Raw genomic sequence first — 15333 nt, 5'->3', positions numbered from 1 at the left:
GGGCTTTTTGCGAGGGAATGCGCGATCAGTCGCTGCCGCGAAGCACCTGATCCAGGTCGACCGGGTCGCCCGGGTGGGTGCCCAGCTTGGCGCGGATGTCCTCGAACATCGCGTCGTATTCCTTGTGGATGCGCACCACCGGCCCGAAACGCGGATGCAGGCCATGCTTCTGGGCGATGCGGGTGGCATCGCTGGCGAAGTTGAAGGCCTGGTCCTTGGGCATGTCGAACTCTTCCTTGAACGGGTTGCCGTCGATGCTGCCGTCCATGGTGAAGTGGACGAAGGCCCCCTTCTCGACGTCGTGGCGAACTTCGTAGTGCAGATGGATATCCACCGCCTGTTGGTCGAGGCCAGGCAGGGCGTGGAGATGCAGGTGACCAGGCTCAAACATGACGTACCTCCTTGCTGTGATCCGCCAAGTCTAGCTCGCCTTTACTCCTCCACGCGGCGTCCGGGCTCAATTCGAAGAAGTTCTTGCCCCGCGCTCCTGGATCAGCACCCAGGGCGCCACTACCACCGCCCATAATTGCGGGTCGCGGGCGAGGAAATCCTCGGCGCGCGCCTCGTCGACCTTGGCCAGGTCGCCACTGCCGAGCCAGGCCGCGACCTTCGTGCGGTCGTCCTCGGCCAGGGCCTGCGCGGCCTCTACCAGATCGAGTGCGGCACTCACCTGCAGCAGGGCGCCGCGGGCGAAATAGGGTTGCAGCTCCTGCCAGGAAATCTGCGCGGTTTCGCCGAGCAACTTGGCATAGAGGGTGCTAGTTTGATCTGTCATGGGTCTCACCGGGAAATGAAGCGGCGTCATGATACCGCCCGACCGGCGCCAGGCAAGTTTCCCGGGAGTCACTCGGGGTGGAAGAGGACCAAAGGAGGGGTTCGGCGACAGCGCCGTTTTTCTATACGTTTGTTTCATTCATGCGACATGAGCCGAAGGGCCCCGCCGCCCCCCGCTTTTCAAGCGGCGAAGCGGCACTCTACACTGTACCGGTACAGTTGCCGTCGGACTTCTCCCGGGTGCAAAGCCCGGGTGACCACGGCCACGGACCACAAAAACGAAAACACAAGAACGAGTGGAGCATTATGAAAAAGGGTACTCAGCGTCTTTCCAAACTGTTGACCGCCATGGCCCTCGCCGGCGTCGCCAGCTACTCCATGGCTGCCGACACCATCAAGATCGCCCTGGCCGGCCCTGTGACCGGCGCGGTCGCCCAGTACGGGGAGATGGAATTCGTCGGCGCCAAGATGGCCATCGAGCAGATCAACAAGGCAGGCGGCGTAGACGGCAAGCAACTCGAAGGCGTGGTCTATGACGACGCGTGCGATCCCAAGCAGGCCGTGGCAGTCGCCAACAAGATCGTCAACGACGGCATCAAGTTCGTCGTTGGCCACCTGTGCTCCAGCTCCACTCAGCCGGCTTCGGACATCTACGAGGACGAAGGCGTCCTGATGATTTCCCCGGCCTCCACCAGCCCGGACATCACCAACCGCGGCTACAAGCTGGTGTTCCGCACCATCGGCCTGGACAACATGCAGGGCCCGACCGCTGGCAAGTTCATCGCCGAGCACGTCAAGCCGAAAGTCGTTGCCGTCATCCACGACAAGCAGCAGTACGGCGAAGGCATCGCTACCGCGGTCAAGAAGACCCTGGAAGCCTCTGGCGTGAAAGTCGCCCTGTTCGAAGGCATCAACGCCGGCGACAAGGACTTCTCCTCGCTGATCGCCAAGCTGAAGCAGAACAACGTCGATTTCGTCTACTACGGCGGCTACCACCCGGAACTGGGCCTGCTGCTGCGTCAGACCTCCGAGAAAGGCCTGAAGGTCGGCTTCATGGGTCCGGAAGGCGTCGGCAACAAGGAAATCTCGGCCATCGCCGGCCCGGCTTCCGAAGGCATGTACGTGACCCTGCCGAAGTCCTTCGACCAGGATCCGAAGAACCAGGCTCTGGTTGCTGCCTTCAAGGCCAAGAACCAGGACCCGAGCGGCCCGTTCGTGTTCCCGGCCTATGCCGCCGTGCAGGTCATCGCCGACAGCATCAAGAAAGCCGGCAGCGCCGACACCGACAAAGTCGCCGCCGCTCTGCGCAGCAACAGCTTCGACACCCCGACCGGCACCCTGGCCTTCGACCAGAAGGGCGACCTGAAGGACTTCAACTTCGTGGTCTACCAATGGCACAAGGACGGCACCAAGACCGAAGTCAAATAAGGTCCGCTGCCTTTCGCTCAGAGCCCACTGCATCTGCAGTGGGCTTTGTTTATTCCGAGTATTCCGGGGGTCCGTCGCGCCACAAGCGCCGCTTCACGCGACGCCCGAGGAGTTAGGTAATGCCTGATCTCTATCACTACCTGCAACAGCTGGTTAACGGTCTCACCGTTGGCAGCACCTATGCCCTGATCGCCATCGGCTACACCATGGTCTACGGCATCATCGGCATGATCAACTTCGCCCATGGCGAGGTTTACATGATTGGCTCGTACGTAGCCTTCATCGTGATCACCGGACTGGCCATGATGGGCATCGTCAGCCTGCCGATCGTGATCGTCTGCACATTCGCTGCCAGCATCATCGTCACCAGTGCCTACGGCTACAGCATCGAACGGATCGCCTACCGCCCGCTGCGCGGGAGCAACCGGTTGATCCCGCTGATCTCGGCCATCGGCATGTCGATCTTCCTGCAGAACGAAGTCCTGCTCGCGCAAGACTCCAAGGACAAGGCCATTCCCAACCTGCTTCCGGGCAACTTCGTCTTCGGCGGCGACTACGGCGTGACCGTCTCCTACATGCAGGTGCTGATCTTCATCGTCACCCTGCTGACCATGTACGGCCTCAGCATGTTCATCTCCCGTTCCCGCCTGGGTCGCGCCTGCCGCGCCTGCGCCGAGGACATCAAGATGGCCAACCTGCTGGGCATCAACACCAACAACATCATCGCCCTGACCTTCGTCATCGGCGCCACCCTGGCCGCCGTCGCCTCGGTGCTGCTGGGCATGCAATACGGCGTGATCAACCCGCAGATCGGCTTCCTGGCCGGTATCAAGGCCTTCACCGCAGCCGTACTCGGCGGCATCGGCAGCATCCCCGGCGCCATGCTCGGCGGCCTGGTGCTCGGCGTGACCGAAGCCTTCGGCGCCGATGTCTTCGGTGACCAGTACAAGGACGTGGTGGCCTTCAGCCTGCTGGTCCTGGTCCTGCTGTTCCGTCCGACCGGTATCCTCGGCCGTCCGGAGGTGGAGAAGGTATGAACAAGCGACTCAAGACCGCCTTCTTCAGCGCCCTGCTGGTGCTGGCAGTGGCCTACCCCGTCCTCGGCATCAAGCTCAGCGTGATCGGCATCGGCCTGCAGCTGGAGGGCGTCAGCCCGGTCACCCTGTGGACCATCGCCGCGTGCGCCGTGGGCATGTTCGTCTGGCAACTGGTGCGCCACCGCTTCAGTTTCGGCGGCCTCAACGTGCTGCCCGGCGAGAACAGCCCGCTGTTCCGCGCGCTGACCAAGCCGTCGGTGCAGCGCAAGGTGATCATCGCCATGATCGCCGTCGCCCTGGTCTGGCCCTTCTGGGGCTCGCGCGGCGCCGTCGACATCGCCACCCTGGTGCTGATCTACGTGCTCCTCGGCCTCGGCCTGAACATCGTGGTGGGCCTGGCCGGCCTGCTCGACCTCGGCTACGTCGGCTTCTACGCCGTGGGCGCCTACAGCTACGCGCTGCTGTCGCACTACTACGGCCTGGGCTTCTGGACCTGCCTGCCGATCGCCGGCGGCATGGCCGCGCTGTTCGGCTTCCTGCTCGGCTTCCCGGTGCTGCGCCTGCGCGGTGACTACCTGGCGATCGTGACCCTGGGCTTCGGCGAGATCATCCGCATCCTGCTGCGCAACCTCACCGGCCTGACCGGCGGCCCCAACGGCATCAGCAACATCGACAAGCCGACCCTGTTCGGCCTGAGCTTCGAGCGTCGCGCGCCCGAGGGCATGCAGACCTTCCACGAGTTCTTCGGCATCGCCTACAACTCGAACTACAAGGTCGTGGTGCTCTACCTGGTCGCCGTGCTGCTGGTACTGCTGGTGCTGTTCGTCATCAACCGCCTGCTGCGCATGCCGCTGGGCCGCGCCTGGGAAGCCCTGCGCGAAGACGAGATCGCCTGCCGTGCGCTGGGTCTGAACCCGACCATCATCAAGCTCTCCGCGTTCACCCTCGGCGCCTGCTTCGCGGGCCTGGCCGGCAGCTTCTTCGCCGCGCGCCAGGGGCTGATCACGCCTGAGTCATTCACCTTCATCGAGTCGGCAACCATCCTCGCCATCGTGGTGCTGGGCGGCATGGGCTCGCAGCTGGGGATCATTCTCGCCGCCGTGGTGATGATCCTGCTGCCCGAGCTGATGCGCAGCTTCAGCGAGTACCGCATGTTGATGTTCGGCGCCGTCATGGTGCTGATGATGATCTGGCGTCCGCAGGGCCTGCTGCCCATGCAGCGTCCGCATCTGGAGTTGCGCAAATGAGCCGACCGATTCTCGAAGTAAGCGGCTTGACCATGCGCTTCGGCGGCCTGCTGGCCGTCAACGGGGTGAGCCTCAACGTTGAAGAAAAGCAGGTGGTCTCGATGATCGGCCCGAACGGCGCCGGCAAGACCACGGTGTTCAACTGCCTGACCGGCTTCTACCAGCCCACCGGCGGCCAGATCCTCCTGCGCGGCGAAGCGGTGCACGGCCTGCCCGGCCACAAGATCGCCCACCGCGGCGTGGTGCGGACCTTCCAGAACGTCCGTCTGTTCAAGGACATGACCGCGGTGGAGAACCTGCTGATCGCTCAGCACCGCCACCTCAACACCAACTTCTTCGCCGGCCTGCTGCGTACACCGAGCTTCCGCCGCAGTGAAGCCGAGGCGCTGGATTACGCGGCGCACTGGCTGGAAGTGGTCAATCTGAAGGAAGTCGCCAACCGCCCGGCCGGTACCCTGGCCTACGGTCAGCAACGCCGCCTGGAAATCGCCCGCTGCATGATGACCCGCCCGCAACTGCTCATGCTCGACGAGCCGGCGGCCGGTCTCAACCCGCGCGAGACAGATGACCTCAAGGCACTGATCGCCATGCTGCGTGCCGAGCACAACGTCACCGTGCTGCTGATCGAGCACGACATGAAGCTGGTGATGAGCATTTCCGACCACATCTACGTGATCAACCAGGGCACTCCCCTGGCCGACGGTACCCCGGAGCAGATCCGCGACAACCCGGACGTGATCAAAGCCTATCTGGGGGAGGCCTGAGCCATGCTGAAGTTCGACAAGGTCTCCACCTTCTACGGCAAGATCCAGGCGCTGCACGAAGTCAGCATGGAAGTGCAGCAGGGCGAGATCGTCACCCTGATCGGCGCCAACGGCGCCGGCAAGTCGACCCTGCTGATGACCCTCTGCGGCTCGCCGCGCGCGGCCTCCGGCAGCATCAAGTACCTCGGTGAGGAACTGGTCGGCCAGGAGTCCTCGCACATCATGCGCAAGAGCATCGCGGTGGTGCCGGAAGGCCGTCGCGTGTTCGCCCGCCTGACCGTCGAGGAAAACCTCGCCATGGGTGGCTTCTTCACCAGCAAGGGCGAGTACGACGAGCAGATGGAGCGCGTCCTCGGGCTGTTCCCGCGCCTGAAGGAGCGCTTCAACCAGCGCGGCGGCACCATGTCCGGCGGCGAACAGCAGATGCTCGCCATCGGCCGTGCGCTGATGAGCAAGCCAAAGCTACTGCTGCTCGACGAGCCGTCCCTGGGCCTGGCGCCGATCATCATCCAGCAGATCTTCGACATCATCGAACAGCTGCGCAGCGAAGGCGTGACCGTCTTCCTCGTCGAGCAGAACGCCAACCAGGCGCTGAAGCTCGCCGACCGCGGCTACGTGCTGGAGAACGGTCGCATCGTGATGCAGGACACCGGCGCCAACCTGCTGGTCAACCCCAAGGTACGCGACGCTTACCTGGGCGGTTGAGCCTTTTCGCAGGCAAGAAAAACGGCCCTTCGGGGCCGTTTTTTATGGGCTTCGCATGACCGGCTTCGGCGGGTGCCTCCTGGCTCGCTGTAGGAGCGGCCCATGGCCGCGATTCGCGCGCATGGCGCGCTCCTACAGGGAAATATCGCTACGACAATTCGCGGATGAGTCCGCGCCTACGAAGAGACCGTCAGTCGGCGGCCAGCGTCTCCTCCACCTGGGCGATGAACTCCAGCATCTTCTGGCTGCCGTCGGTGAGGTCGGCGCAGATGGCCGCGCGCGCCGCGGCGCCGTCGCCTTCTTGCAGGGCGTGCAGCACTTCCCAGTGGTGCTCCACCGCCATGCGCTCGTTGAAGCTGCCGTAGGCGCGGGCGATCAGCGGGCCGGTGCGCATCCACAGGCTGTCGAGGAAGCTCCTCAGCAGCGGCATCCCGGCGATGTCGGCGAGGGCGAAGTGGAAGGCCTGGTTGAGCTTCAACGCCGCGATCTGGTCGTCGGCGTGGATGGCCGCGAGGTTGTCGCGGATGTTCGCCTCCAGCATCGCCAGTTGCTCGGCATCGGCGCGAGCCGCCGCGGTTTCCGCCGCCAGCCCTTCGAGGGCGACGCGGATGCTGCGGATCTCCAGGTACTGCGCCTGGCTGAGCACCGGCACGCGGATGTCGCGCGGGGTCTTGAGCACCAGCGCCTGCTCCTTGGCCAGCTGCAGGATGGCATCGCGCACCGGCGTCACGCTGGTGCCCAGCTGCTGCGCCAGGTCGCGGATGCGCAGGCGGTCGTCGGGCTGGAAGCGCCCGGTGATCAGCGCTTCGCGGAGCAGCGCATAGACGCTACTGCCCAGCAGGGAGTGGGTGATGCCTTCGATGGGATAGTTCATGGGCGGCTCGTCCGGGTTCGCGGCGGGATGATGGGCATTTGCGCGGTGATTTGCCAGCTCAGACGTGCTGACCGCCGTTGACGTGGATTTCCGCGCCATTCACGTAGGACGCCCCCTGGGTGCAGAGGAAATGGATCAGCGAGGCCACCTCCTCCGGTTTGCCCAGGCGGTGCATGGGAATGTCACGCTCGACGATCAGCTCGGTGCCCGAGGACAGGATCGAGGTGTCGATCTCCCCCGGCGCGATGGCGTTGACGCGCACGCCGTGGCGGCCGAAGTCGTAGGCCATCTCGCGGGTCAGCGCCGCCAGCGCGGCCTTCGACGAGGCGTAGGCGACCCCTGCGAAGGGATGCACCCGCGAACCGGCGATGGAAGTGACGTTGATGACCGTGCCCTGAGCCGCTTTCAGCTCATCGAACAGCCCGCGCGCCAGCAGTGCGGTGGAGAACAGGTTGACGTTGAAGACCTTCAGCCAGGTGCCGTAGTCGCTTTCCAGCACGCCCATGCGCTGCCCTTCCGGGCCCTTGGGCGAGATGCCGGCGTTGTTCACCAGGGCATCCAGGCGGCCGCCGAGCTTCTCGCGGATCGCCGGCAGGGCGCGCTCGACGCTGTCGATGTCTTCCAGGTCGAGGTGGATGTGGTTGAGCAGGCCCTCGGCCCAGGGGCAGTCGTCCACCCAGCTTTGCCGCGAGGCGGTGAAGATGCGCCAGCCGGCGGCGTTGAAGTGCTTCACGGTGGCGTGGCCGATGCCGCGGCTGGCGCCGGTCAGCAGCAGGGTCTTGGCTTGGCTCATGGGTGCGATCCGTCCATTCGGGCCTGTGGATGCCAGGCATGATGGACCCGTTCGAGCGAAAATAAAACATGATGCATCATGTTTTTAATGTGCTTTAATGGCCGCCAGACAAGAACGACAAGAACCGGAGCCCGCGCGCATGCCGCAGTCCCCCACCCTCTTCCGCCCGGAGCCAAGCCCATGCCGTTGAACGCGCCCGCCCATGATCCGCTGCTGGAAGCGGCCCAGGCGCAGGTCAGCCTCGAACAGGCCGCCGCCATCGCCGCCGAACGCTTCGCCGAGCGCGGCGAGCTGCTACGCCTGGCCGGCGAGCGCGACCTGAACTTCCAGATCACCCGCACCGACGGCTCGGCCTGCCTGCTCAAGCTTTCCCACCCGCTGGAAGATGTACAGGTGGTGGACTTCCAGACCGGCGCCCTGCTCCGCGTGCAGCAAGCCGACCCGACGCTGCCAGTGCAACGCGTCTACCCCGACCAAGAAGGCAACTATCAGGGTTGGGTGGAAGTGGACGGCCAGCGCATGCTGGCGCGGCTGTTGTCCTTCGTCGAAGGCCTGCCGCTGCATCGCATCAAGCAACGCAGCCCGGCGCTGCGGCGCAATCTCGGTGACGCCCTGGCGCGCCTGGACCTGGCGCTGCACGGCTACAGCCATCCCGCTTCCGGCCACGAGTTGCTCTGGGACATGCAGCAAGCCGCGCGCCTGCGCCCGCTGCTGCAGCACATCGAGAACGCTGACGAACGCGCACTGGTCGAGCGCAGCCTCGACGCCTTCGAGACCCACGCTCTGCCTCTGCAGAAAGAGCTGCGCGCCCAGGTCATCCACAACGACCTCAACCCGCACAACGTGATCGTCGATGCGGAGCACCCCGAGGTGCTGCGCAACATCCTCGACTTCGGCGACATGGTCTACGCACCGCTGATCAATGAGCTGGGCGTGGCCGCTGCCTACCAACTGGGCACCGAGGGCGACGTGCTTGCCCCAGCCCTGGAGTTCATCGCCGCCTACCACTCACGCAACCCGCTGCAGGAGGTCGAGCAGGCGATCCTCGCCGACCTCATGGCCACCCGCCTGGTAATGACCCTGAGCATCACTGCCTGGCGCGCCAGCCTGCACCCGGAGAACCGCGACTACATCCTGCGCAACGCCCACCAGGCCCGCGCCAGCCTGCAGGGACTGGCCGCACTATCCCGTTCCGAGGCGCGCGAGCGTATCGCCCGCGCCTGCCAAGAGGAGTCCCACGCATGACCATGATCAACGGCTACAGCTCGGCCGACGGCGAGCGCCTGAGCGAGAAGGAACGCAGCCTGATCGAACGCCGCGAGCGCCTGCTCGGCCCGGCCTACCGGCTGTTCTACGAACGCCCGCTGCACACCGTTCGCGGCGACGGCGTATGGCTCTACGACGAACAGGGCAGGCGCTACCTGGACGCCTACAACAACGTCGCCTCCATCGGCCATTGCCACCCACGCGTGGTGCAGGCCATTGCCGAACAGGCGGCCGTGTTGAACACCCACACCCGCTACCTGCAGGAAGGCATCCTCGACTACGCCGAAGACCTGCTGTCGACCTTCCCCGCCGAACTCGGCCAGGTCATGTTCACCTGCACCGGCAGCGAGGCCAACGACCTGGCCCTGCGCATCGCCCGTCACCATACCGGCGGCACCGGCGTGATCATCACGCGCTTCGCCTACCACGGCGTCACCGGCGACATCTCCGCCCTCTCGCCGTCCCTTGGCAGCGGCATCACCCTGCCCGCCCACGCGCGCACCGTGCGTGCACCCGACGCTTACCGGCTGGGTGCGGAAAACGTCGGCCGGCTATTTGCCGAAGACATACGCGCGGCCATCGCCGACCTGCGCGCCAAAGGCATCAAGCCGGCGGCCCTGCTGCTGGATGGCATCTTCGCCAGCGACGGCGTCTTCGCCGAGCCGGCCGGCTTCCTCGCCGAGGCGGTGGCCTTGGCCCGCGCCGAAGGCCTGCTCTACATAGCGGACGAGGTGCAATGCGGTTTCGCCCGTACCGGCGCGCACATGTGGGGCTTCCAGCGCCACGGCGTGCTGCCGGACCTGGTCACCCTCGGCAAGCCGATGGGCAACGGCCAGCCCATCGCCGGCGTAGTGGCGCGCCCGGAAGTGCTCGCGAGCTTCGGCCGCAGCGTGCGCTACTTCAACACCTTCGGCGGCAACCCGGTGTCCTGTGCCGCCGGCCAGGCGGTGCTGAACGTGATTCGCGAGGAGAAGCTGCAACAGCGTTCGGCGGAAATCGGCGACTACCTGCTGCAGGGCTTCCGTCGCCTGGCGGAGCGTCACCCGCTGATCGGCGACGTACGCGGCGCCGGGCTGTTCCTGGGTGTGGAGCTGGTGAGCGACCGCGAAAGCAAGGCACCGGCCGCCGCGCAGACGCGCCAGGTGGTCAATGCCATGCGCGAGCGTGGCGTGCTGATCAGCGCCGCCGGCCCACTGGAGAACATCCTGAAGATCCGTCCGCTGCTGGCCTTCGAACGAGAGCACGCCGACCTGCTGATCGACACACTGGACGCCGCCCTCACCGAAGTCGTCGGCTGAACGAGTTGCGCCCTTACAGGCGCACCCCCACGTTGATCATCCCGGCGGAGTTGCCCAGCACCACGAACTCGGCGCCGAAGCGGCCGAACTGTGCGCCTACCGAGGGAATCACCGCCGGCGCCACGCCGTAGTGGTTGAGCGGGATTTTGTCGCGGTACTTGCCATGGTAGCCCTGCAGGGCACCGGCGGTGACCTTGAAGTACAGCGGCGAGTCGGCCATCTCGTAGCGCTTGCCCGCGTAGACATAGTTCGAGCGCTGGCTGAACGAGTTGCGGAAGGTCGCGCCCCCCACCAGCCAGCCGTCAGCGCGGTTGCGCTCCAGACCAATGAGGTCCTGGTGGTTGTTGTGGTCGGGATCGTGGTGCCAGTGGCGGGTTATGACGCTGGTCTGCAGGTACCAGTAGTCGCCGTCCCCCTCGCCGGACCAGGCGAGGGGCATACCAAGCATCAGGACGACGAAAAGGACGAGGGGTTTCATGATGCCTCCGAATCAGCGGGTTACAGGGTCACGCGGCTGGCACCGTTGACGCTCATGATGCGTACACGGTCGCCGATGTTGAACCGCTGCGACGGGTCCACCGCCTGGACATAGGCGCGGGAGATGCCGCTGTCTTCGCGAACCACGATTTCCACGCCCTGGGTACGAGTGACGCCTTCCTCGATGGCCGAACCGGCAGCCCCGCCGGCCACGCCGCCGAGGATGGTGGCGATGCTCGCCCCGCGCCCGCCGCCGATACCGCTACCGGCGATGCCACCGACGGCGGCGCCGGCCAGGGTGCCGATCGGCGTCTTGGTGCCCTCGATCTGTACCGGGCGCAGCGACTCGATGGTGCCCATGCGCACGGTCTGCACGGCGCGGGCGTCGGCGCGGGAGTAGCTGCTACCGGAGAGGTTCGAGGCGCAGCCGGTAAGAACCAGCGCACTGGCAGTAAAGGCAGCGATCAGAAGGGTTTGAGTGGCTTTCATGTTCAGGTCCTCGCGGACGTTTGAAGACGATGGACAAAGCCTATTCCTCGCCCACTGAACGTCCCCTGAACCCTCTCTGAACCTCCGCTGAACGAAGCTGAATGAACCTGAACGGAGCTGAACGACGGGCTCAGCCCTGCAATTCCAGCAGGCGCTGGCGGCTGCGCTCGAACCAGCGCAGCAGGTAGTCCATCAGCAACTGGGTGCGGCGCGGCAGGCCGCCCTGGTACGGGTGCACGAGATACACCGGCGATGTCCGCGTCTGGTAGTCGCACAGCAGCCAGCGCAGGCGGCCGGCGGCGAGTTCGTCGTGAATCATGTAGGACGGCAGGCGGACGATGCCGACGCCGGCCAGCGCGGCCTTCTTCAGCAGGGTGTAGTGATTGCTCGCCAGCACGCCGGAAACCGGCACGCGGAAGAGTTCGTGTCGGCGCTGGTAGAGCCACTGCTCGTGGTCGGCATAGTGGGTATTGAGCAGGCAGTTGTGCTGCGCCAGCTCCGCCGGCGTCGTCGGCTCGCCGTGCTCGGCCAGGTACTGTGGCGCGGCGCAGGTCAGCTCCTGCAGGGCGAACAGCGGCCGTGCGACTAAACGCTCGTCACCGGCCATGCCGGAGCGGATCGCCAGGTCGAAACCGTCGGCCACCAGGTCGCGGCGGTCGTTGGCCAGGTCCAGCTCCAGGCGGATGTCCGGGTGTGCGCGGGAGAACTCCACCAGCCAGGCATCGAAGAAGGTTTCCCCCAGCGACACCGGCACCGTGAGGCGTACGGTGCCGTGCTCCTGCTCCTGCATCCGCGCCACAGCCTGGCGGGCACGCGCGGCCTGCGCATTGAGCGCCTGCGCCTCGGGCAGCAGCGCGCTGCCGGCGGCGGTCAGCGACAGGCGCCGCGTGGTGCGGTGCAGCAGGGTCACGCCCAGGGCCTGTTCGAGCGCGCTGATGCGCTTGGACAACTGCCCCTTGCTACAGCCCAGGCGCTCGGCGGCGCGGGTGAAGCTGCCGCTTTCCAGCAGCACGGCGAAGGCCGACAGATCTTCCAGTTCGCCCATTATTGTTTCCCCATGAAAACCAAAGGTTGCCGATTGCCCGGATTATCAAAACAAAATACGCCCCTAGACTGGCTCCGTCACTTTCCCCCAACAGCAGGAGCCAACATGAAGATCATCCTCATCGGAGCCAGCGGTACCCTCGGCCAGGCCGTGGCCAACGAGCTGGGCCAGCGTCACGAGATCATCCGCGTCGGCCGCAGCAGCGGCGACTTCAACGTGGACATCACCGACAGCGCCTCGATCCAGGCGCTGTTCGACAAGGTCGGCTCGTTCGACGCGCTGGTCAGCGCCGCCGGCAAGGTGCACTTCGGCGCGCTGTCCGAGATGGGCGAAGCCGAATTCGCCGTCGGCCTGAAGGACAAGCTGATGGGCCAGGTCAACCTGGTGCTGATCGGCAGCCGCTACGCCAACGACGGCGCCTCCTTCACCCTGACCACCGGCATCCTCAGCGAAGACCCGATCCGCTTCGGCAGCTCGGCGACCATGGTCAACGCCGCGGTGGAAGGCTTCGTCCGCAGTGCAGCCCTGGAACTGCCGCGCGGCCAGCGGATCAACGCGGTCAGCCCGAACGTGCTGGTGGAGTCGATGGAGGGCTATGCGCCCTTCTTCCGCGGCTTCAAGCCGGTGCTGGCGGCCGACGCGGCGCTGGGCTTCGCGCGCAGCGTGGAAGGCGCACAGACCGGGCAGGTGTACAAGATCTGGTAACGCGTCAATGAGGCTCCCCTGTAGGAGCGGCCCTTGTCCGCGATTCGCGCGCATGGCGCGCTCCTACAAGGGGCGTCAGCGCAATGGATTTTCGCGGATGAGATCCGCTCCTACGCGTCGCGATCCGCATAGCAGGTCGGCGAACTCCCCGGCTGCACCCTTTCCAGTTCGTCCTCGAGGAACTCCGCCAGCACCCGCGCGTTGTTGTGCTCGGTGTCGCGGGCGCCGTAGAGCAGGGTCAGATTGCCCTTGCCGGCAATCTCCAGCAGCTTCCACCAGTGCTCCGGGTGCGCCGTGAGTTCGGCGTGATAGGCGCTACGAAACGCCTCGAAACGCGTGGGATCGTGGTGGAAGCGCCGGCGTAGTTCGTTGGACGGCGCGGCTTCCTTCAGCCATTCGTGCAAGGCCAGATCCTCCTTGCGGATGCCGCGTGGCCACAGCCTATCCACCAGTACCCGGTAGCCATCATCCGCCCCGACCGGGTCGTAGGCGCGCTTGTAGAGAATCATCCTGCCCCTCCTTTGTGCCGATGCGGCACCGCATCCCTTGAGATAGCACGGCACGCTCGGTAACGTGGGCGCATTTTTCCGGGAGCCCCCACAGCATGCGTCCAGCCCGTTTCGCCCTCTATAGCCTCCTGCCCCTGTTCGCCGCCTGCCAGGTGTGGAAACCCGCGCCCGTCGACACCCACGCGCAAACCCGGGTGCAGGGCGAGCTGACCCGCCAGGGCAACGACCTGATGTTCCGTCCGTGCCAGGAGCAACGCCACTTCCTGCTGGTGGACGGTCCCAACGGCAGCGTAGCCCGCGAGTCCCGCGACCTGTTCGCCGATGGCGCCGCCAAGCTCTTTGTCGACGTTCGCGGCGGCTACTCCGGCGGGCAGTCGAGCAACACCGACGGCAAGCTGGAGGTCGACACCCTGTACCGCATCCAGGGCGAAGGCCGCGGCTGCGAAGACCCCAACTTCAAGCACACCATCGTCCAGGCCATCGGCAACGAGCCGGCCTGGAACGTGATGATCAACGCCCAGGGCCTGCTGCTGCAGCGCCCCGGCAAGCCGGCGCTGGTGGTGCCCTACGTGGTCGAAAGCGTGCCCGGTGGCAGCAGCAGCTACTCCAGCGAGGCCAATGGCGAGAAGCTGGAACTGTGGGTCGCCCCGAGCCGCTGTGTGAACAGCATGACTGGCGCGGTGACCCAGATGTCCGCCGAGCTGCGCCTGGACAACCAGGTCATGCGCGGCTGCGCCTATCCGGGCGGCGCCTACGCCGAGTGATCCCGACGAGGGCGGCCCGCAACGGGCCGCTCCCGCTTCAGGCGCGCAATCCCAGGCTGCGGATCTCCTCCGGCAGCGGCACGCCCTCTTCCGCGCAACGGCGCACGGCCTCGATCAGCGGGTCCAGCTCGAAGCCCTTCTGCTTCAGCCAGAGCGGATCGTAGTAGCTGGTGGCATAGCGTTCGCCGCCATCGCAGAGAATCGCCACGATCGACCCCGACTCGCCGTGCGCCACCATGTCCTGGGCGGCCAGTAGCGCGCCTATCAGGTTGGTGCCGCTGGAACCGCCGACATGCCGGCCCAGGCGCTGCGCCAGGTAGTGCATGGCAGCGAGCGACCAGGCGTCGGGCACCTTGGCCATGGCATCGATGACCGAAGGCAGGAAGGACGCCTCCACGCGCGGACGGCCGATGCCTTCGATGCGCGAGCCGCAGTCCAGGGTCAGGCTGCGGTCACCGGTGCGATAGGCGTCGAAGAACACCGAGCGCTCGGCGTCGGCGCAAAGCACGTGAGTCTCGTGACGGCGATAGCGGGCAAAGCGCCCGAGAGTGGCCAGGGTACCGCCGGTGCCGGGGCTGGAAACCAGCCAGCGCGGCTCGGGGAAGCGCTCATGGCGCATCTGCTGGAAGATCGACTCGGCGATGTTGTTGTTCGCCCGCCAGTCGGTGGCCCGCTCGGCATAGGTGAACTGGTCCATGAAGTGGCCGCCGCTTTCTCGCGCCAGGCGCTCGGACTCGGCGTAGATCTGCGTGGGATCTTTCACCAGGTGGCTCTGCCCGCCGTAGAAGGCGATCTGCGCGATCTTCTCCTTGGAAGTGCTGGCCGGGACCACCGCGATAAAGGGCAGCCCGAGCAGCCGGGCGAAGTAGGCCTCGGAGATCGCCGTCGACCCGCTGGAAGCCTCGATCACCGGCGCCCCCGGCTTCAGCCAGCCGTTGCACAGCGCGTAGAGGAACAGCGAACGCGCCAGGCGGTGCTTGAGGCTGCCGGTGGGGTGGCTGGATTCGTCCTTGAAGTACAGGTCGATACCCGGCATGCCGGGCAGGCCGAGGGGGATCAGGTGGGTATCGGCGCTGCGCTGGAAGTCCGCCTCGATGATGCGGATGGCTTCGCAGGTCCAATTGCGGAAATCGACGGACATGGTCGGCACCTCGATGG

Annotated in this window: 18 protein-coding genes; 9 read left to right on the top strand and 9 right to left on the bottom strand. The window is 65.8% G+C overall.

The features are described 5' to 3' along the window. Positions 1-25: 25 nt before the first annotated feature. Positions 26-391, bottom strand: a complete 366-nt coding sequence (locus PKB_RS07445; RefSeq protein WP_043250389.1) for a DUF5064 family protein — start codon at positions 389-391, stop codon at positions 26-28. A 66-nt stretch (positions 392-457) separates the two neighbouring features. Beyond that, on the bottom strand, positions 458-775 hold the full coding sequence (locus PKB_RS07440; protein WP_043250386.1) for a DUF2288 domain-containing protein: 318 nt from the start codon (positions 773-775) through the stop codon (positions 458-460). Positions 776-1080: 305 nt separating this feature from the next. Between PKB_RS07440 and PKB_RS07435 the strand changes: the two genes are divergently transcribed. The 5 genes from PKB_RS07435 (at position 1081) to PKB_RS07415 (ending at position 5955) form a co-directional block, all read left to right on the top strand. Beyond that, a complete protein-coding gene (locus tag PKB_RS07435; protein WP_043250384.1) occupies positions 1081-2202 on the top strand; it encodes a branched-chain amino acid ABC transporter substrate-binding protein in 1122 nt (373 codons plus the stop codon). A 119-nt stretch (positions 2203-2321) separates the two neighbouring features. Beyond that, on the top strand, positions 2322-3239 hold the full coding sequence (livH, locus tag PKB_RS07430) for a high-affinity branched-chain amino acid ABC transporter permease LivH (protein ID WP_043250381.1): 918 nt from the start codon (positions 2322-2324) through the stop codon (positions 3237-3239). Then, positions 3236-4486 carry a high-affinity branched-chain amino acid ABC transporter permease LivM gene (locus PKB_RS07425; protein WP_043250379.1) on the top strand — a complete coding sequence of 417 codons (1251 nt, stop codon included), beginning with the start codon at positions 3236-3238 and terminating at the stop codon, positions 4484-4486. The genes livH and PKB_RS07425 overlap by 4 nt, the downstream gene beginning before the upstream one ends. After that, the gene (livG, locus tag PKB_RS07420; RefSeq protein ID WP_043250377.1) at positions 4483-5250 is read left to right on the top strand and encodes a high-affinity branched-chain amino acid ABC transporter ATP-binding protein LivG; all 768 of its coding nucleotides are present in this window, start codon (positions 4483-4485) and stop codon (positions 5248-5250) included. Before PKB_RS07425 ends, livG begins: the two co-directional genes overlap by 4 nt. Before the next feature lie 3 nt (positions 5251-5253). Beyond that, the gene (locus PKB_RS07415; RefSeq protein ID WP_043250375.1) at positions 5254-5955 is read left to right on the top strand and encodes an ATP-binding cassette domain-containing protein; all 702 of its coding nucleotides are present in this window, start codon (positions 5254-5256) and stop codon (positions 5953-5955) included. A 190-nt stretch (positions 5956-6145) separates the two neighbouring features. On the opposite strand, the gene PKB_RS07410 is transcribed toward PKB_RS07415, so the two are convergent. Next, a complete protein-coding gene (locus PKB_RS07410) occupies positions 6146-6829 on the bottom strand; it encodes a GntR family transcriptional regulator (RefSeq protein ID WP_043250373.1) in 684 nt (227 codons plus the stop codon). 58 nt (positions 6830-6887) lie between these two features. Next, positions 6888-7622 carry an SDR family NAD(P)-dependent oxidoreductase gene (locus PKB_RS07405; RefSeq protein ID WP_043250370.1) on the bottom strand — a complete coding sequence of 245 codons (735 nt, stop codon included), beginning with the start codon at positions 7620-7622 and terminating at the stop codon, positions 6888-6890. Positions 7623-7802: 180 nt separating this feature from the next. Between PKB_RS07405 and PKB_RS07400 the strand changes: the two genes are divergently transcribed. Continuing rightward, a complete protein-coding gene (locus PKB_RS07400; protein WP_043250368.1) occupies positions 7803-8867 on the top strand; it encodes a phosphotransferase in 1065 nt (354 codons plus the stop codon). Further along, positions 8864-10186: an aspartate aminotransferase family protein gene (locus PKB_RS07395; RefSeq protein ID WP_043250367.1), complete on the top strand. Its 1323-nt coding sequence runs from the start codon at positions 8864-8866 to the stop codon at positions 10184-10186. Before PKB_RS07400 ends, PKB_RS07395 begins: the two co-directional genes overlap by 4 nt. Before the next feature lie 13 nt (positions 10187-10199). On the opposite strand, the gene PKB_RS07390 is transcribed toward PKB_RS07395, so the two are convergent. The 3 genes from PKB_RS07390 to PKB_RS07380 form a co-directional block, all read right to left on the bottom strand. After that, positions 10200-10664, bottom strand: a complete 465-nt coding sequence (locus PKB_RS07390; RefSeq protein WP_043250364.1) for a hypothetical protein — start codon at positions 10662-10664, stop codon at positions 10200-10202. Positions 10665-10684: 20 nt separating this feature from the next. Further along, positions 10685-11152, bottom strand: a complete 468-nt coding sequence (locus PKB_RS07385) for an outer membrane lipoprotein (protein ID WP_043250360.1) — start codon at positions 11150-11152, stop codon at positions 10685-10687. A gap of 130 nt (positions 11153-11282) precedes the next feature. Further along, a complete protein-coding gene (locus PKB_RS07380; RefSeq protein ID WP_043250358.1) occupies positions 11283-12197 on the bottom strand; it encodes a LysR family transcriptional regulator in 915 nt (304 codons plus the stop codon). 105 nt (positions 12198-12302) lie between these two features. Here PKB_RS07380 and PKB_RS07375 point away from each other — a divergent pair, with 105 nt between their 5' ends. Continuing rightward, on the top strand, positions 12303-12902 hold the full coding sequence (locus PKB_RS07375) for a short chain dehydrogenase (RefSeq protein ID WP_043250356.1): 600 nt from the start codon (positions 12303-12305) through the stop codon (positions 12900-12902). A 110-nt stretch (positions 12903-13012) separates the two neighbouring features. On the opposite strand, the gene PKB_RS07370 is transcribed toward PKB_RS07375, so the two are convergent. Beyond that, positions 13013-13411, bottom strand: coding sequence for a DUF488 domain-containing protein (locus PKB_RS07370; protein ID WP_043250353.1), 399 nt, complete (start codon positions 13409-13411; stop codon positions 13013-13015). Positions 13412-13506: 95 nt separating this feature from the next. Between PKB_RS07370 and PKB_RS07365 the strand changes: the two genes are divergently transcribed. Further along, complete coding sequence (locus PKB_RS07365) at positions 13507-14175, top strand: COG3650 family protein (RefSeq protein ID WP_043250351.1); 669 nt, start codon at positions 13507-13509, stop codon at positions 14173-14175. Positions 14176-14212: 37 nt separating this feature from the next. Here PKB_RS07365 and PKB_RS07360 read toward each other — a convergent pair whose 3' ends face one another. Further along, positions 14213-15316 carry a PLP-dependent cysteine synthase family protein gene (locus PKB_RS07360; RefSeq protein ID WP_043250349.1) on the bottom strand — a complete coding sequence of 368 codons (1104 nt, stop codon included), beginning with the start codon at positions 15314-15316 and terminating at the stop codon, positions 14213-14215. Positions 15317-15333: the final 17 nt, after the last annotated feature.

Origin of the sequence: Pseudomonas knackmussii B13 (assembly GCF_000689415.1) — a bacterium.
Classification (GTDB): domain Bacteria; phylum Pseudomonadota; class Gammaproteobacteria; order Pseudomonadales; family Pseudomonadaceae; genus Pseudomonas; species Pseudomonas knackmussii.
This window is presented reverse-complemented; position numbering and strand designations above follow the sequence as displayed.

Bases quoted from the DNA above. Each gene is read 5' to 3' on its own strand.
- PKB_RS07445 (WP_043250389.1), bottom strand. From the start codon at position 391: ATGTTTGAGCCTGGTCACCTGCATCTCCACGCCCTGCCTGGCCTCGAC.
- PKB_RS07410 (WP_043250373.1), bottom strand. From the start codon at position 6,829: ATGAACTATCCCATCGAAGGCATCACCCACTCCCTGCTGGGCAGTAGC.
- PKB_RS07425 (WP_043250379.1), top strand. From the start codon at position 3,236: ATGAACAAGCGACTCAAGACCGCCTTCTTCAGCGCCCTGCTGGTGCTG.
- PKB_RS07360 (WP_043250349.1), bottom strand. From the start codon at position 15,316: ATGTCCGTCGATTTCCGCAATTGGACCTGCGAAGCCATCCGCATCATC.
- PKB_RS07395 (WP_043250367.1), top strand. From the start codon at position 8,864: ATGACCATGATCAACGGCTACAGCTCGGCCGACGGCGAGCGCCTGAGC.
- PKB_RS07415 (WP_043250375.1), top strand. From the start codon at position 5,254: ATGCTGAAGTTCGACAAGGTCTCCACCTTCTACGGCAAGATCCAGGCG.
- PKB_RS07380 (WP_043250358.1), bottom strand. From the start codon at position 12,197: ATGGGCGAACTGGAAGATCTGTCGGCCTTCGCCGTGCTGCTGGAAAGC.
- PKB_RS07365 (WP_043250351.1), top strand. From the start codon at position 13,507: ATGCGTCCAGCCCGTTTCGCCCTCTATAGCCTCCTGCCCCTGTTCGCC.
- PKB_RS07405 (WP_043250370.1), bottom strand. From the start codon at position 7,622: ATGAGCCAAGCCAAGACCCTGCTGCTGACCGGCGCCAGCCGCGGCATC.
- PKB_RS07440 (WP_043250386.1), bottom strand. From the start codon at position 775: ATGACAGATCAAACTAGCACCCTCTATGCCAAGTTGCTCGGCGAAACC.
- PKB_RS07400 (WP_043250368.1), top strand. From the start codon at position 7,803: ATGCCGTTGAACGCGCCCGCCCATGATCCGCTGCTGGAAGCGGCCCAG.
- PKB_RS07435 (WP_043250384.1), top strand. From the start codon at position 1,081: ATGAAAAAGGGTACTCAGCGTCTTTCCAAACTGTTGACCGCCATGGCC.
- livG (WP_043250377.1), top strand. From the start codon at position 4,483: ATGAGCCGACCGATTCTCGAAGTAAGCGGCTTGACCATGCGCTTCGGC.
- PKB_RS07375 (WP_043250356.1), top strand. From the start codon at position 12,303: ATGAAGATCATCCTCATCGGAGCCAGCGGTACCCTCGGCCAGGCCGTG.
- PKB_RS07385 (WP_043250360.1), bottom strand. From the start codon at position 11,152: ATGAAAGCCACTCAAACCCTTCTGATCGCTGCCTTTACTGCCAGTGCG.
- PKB_RS07390 (WP_043250364.1), bottom strand. From the start codon at position 10,664: ATGAAACCCCTCGTCCTTTTCGTCGTCCTGATGCTTGGTATGCCCCTC.
- livH (WP_043250381.1), top strand. From the start codon at position 2,322: ATGCCTGATCTCTATCACTACCTGCAACAGCTGGTTAACGGTCTCACC.
- PKB_RS07370 (WP_043250353.1), bottom strand. From the start codon at position 13,411: ATGATTCTCTACAAGCGCGCCTACGACCCGGTCGGGGCGGATGATGGC.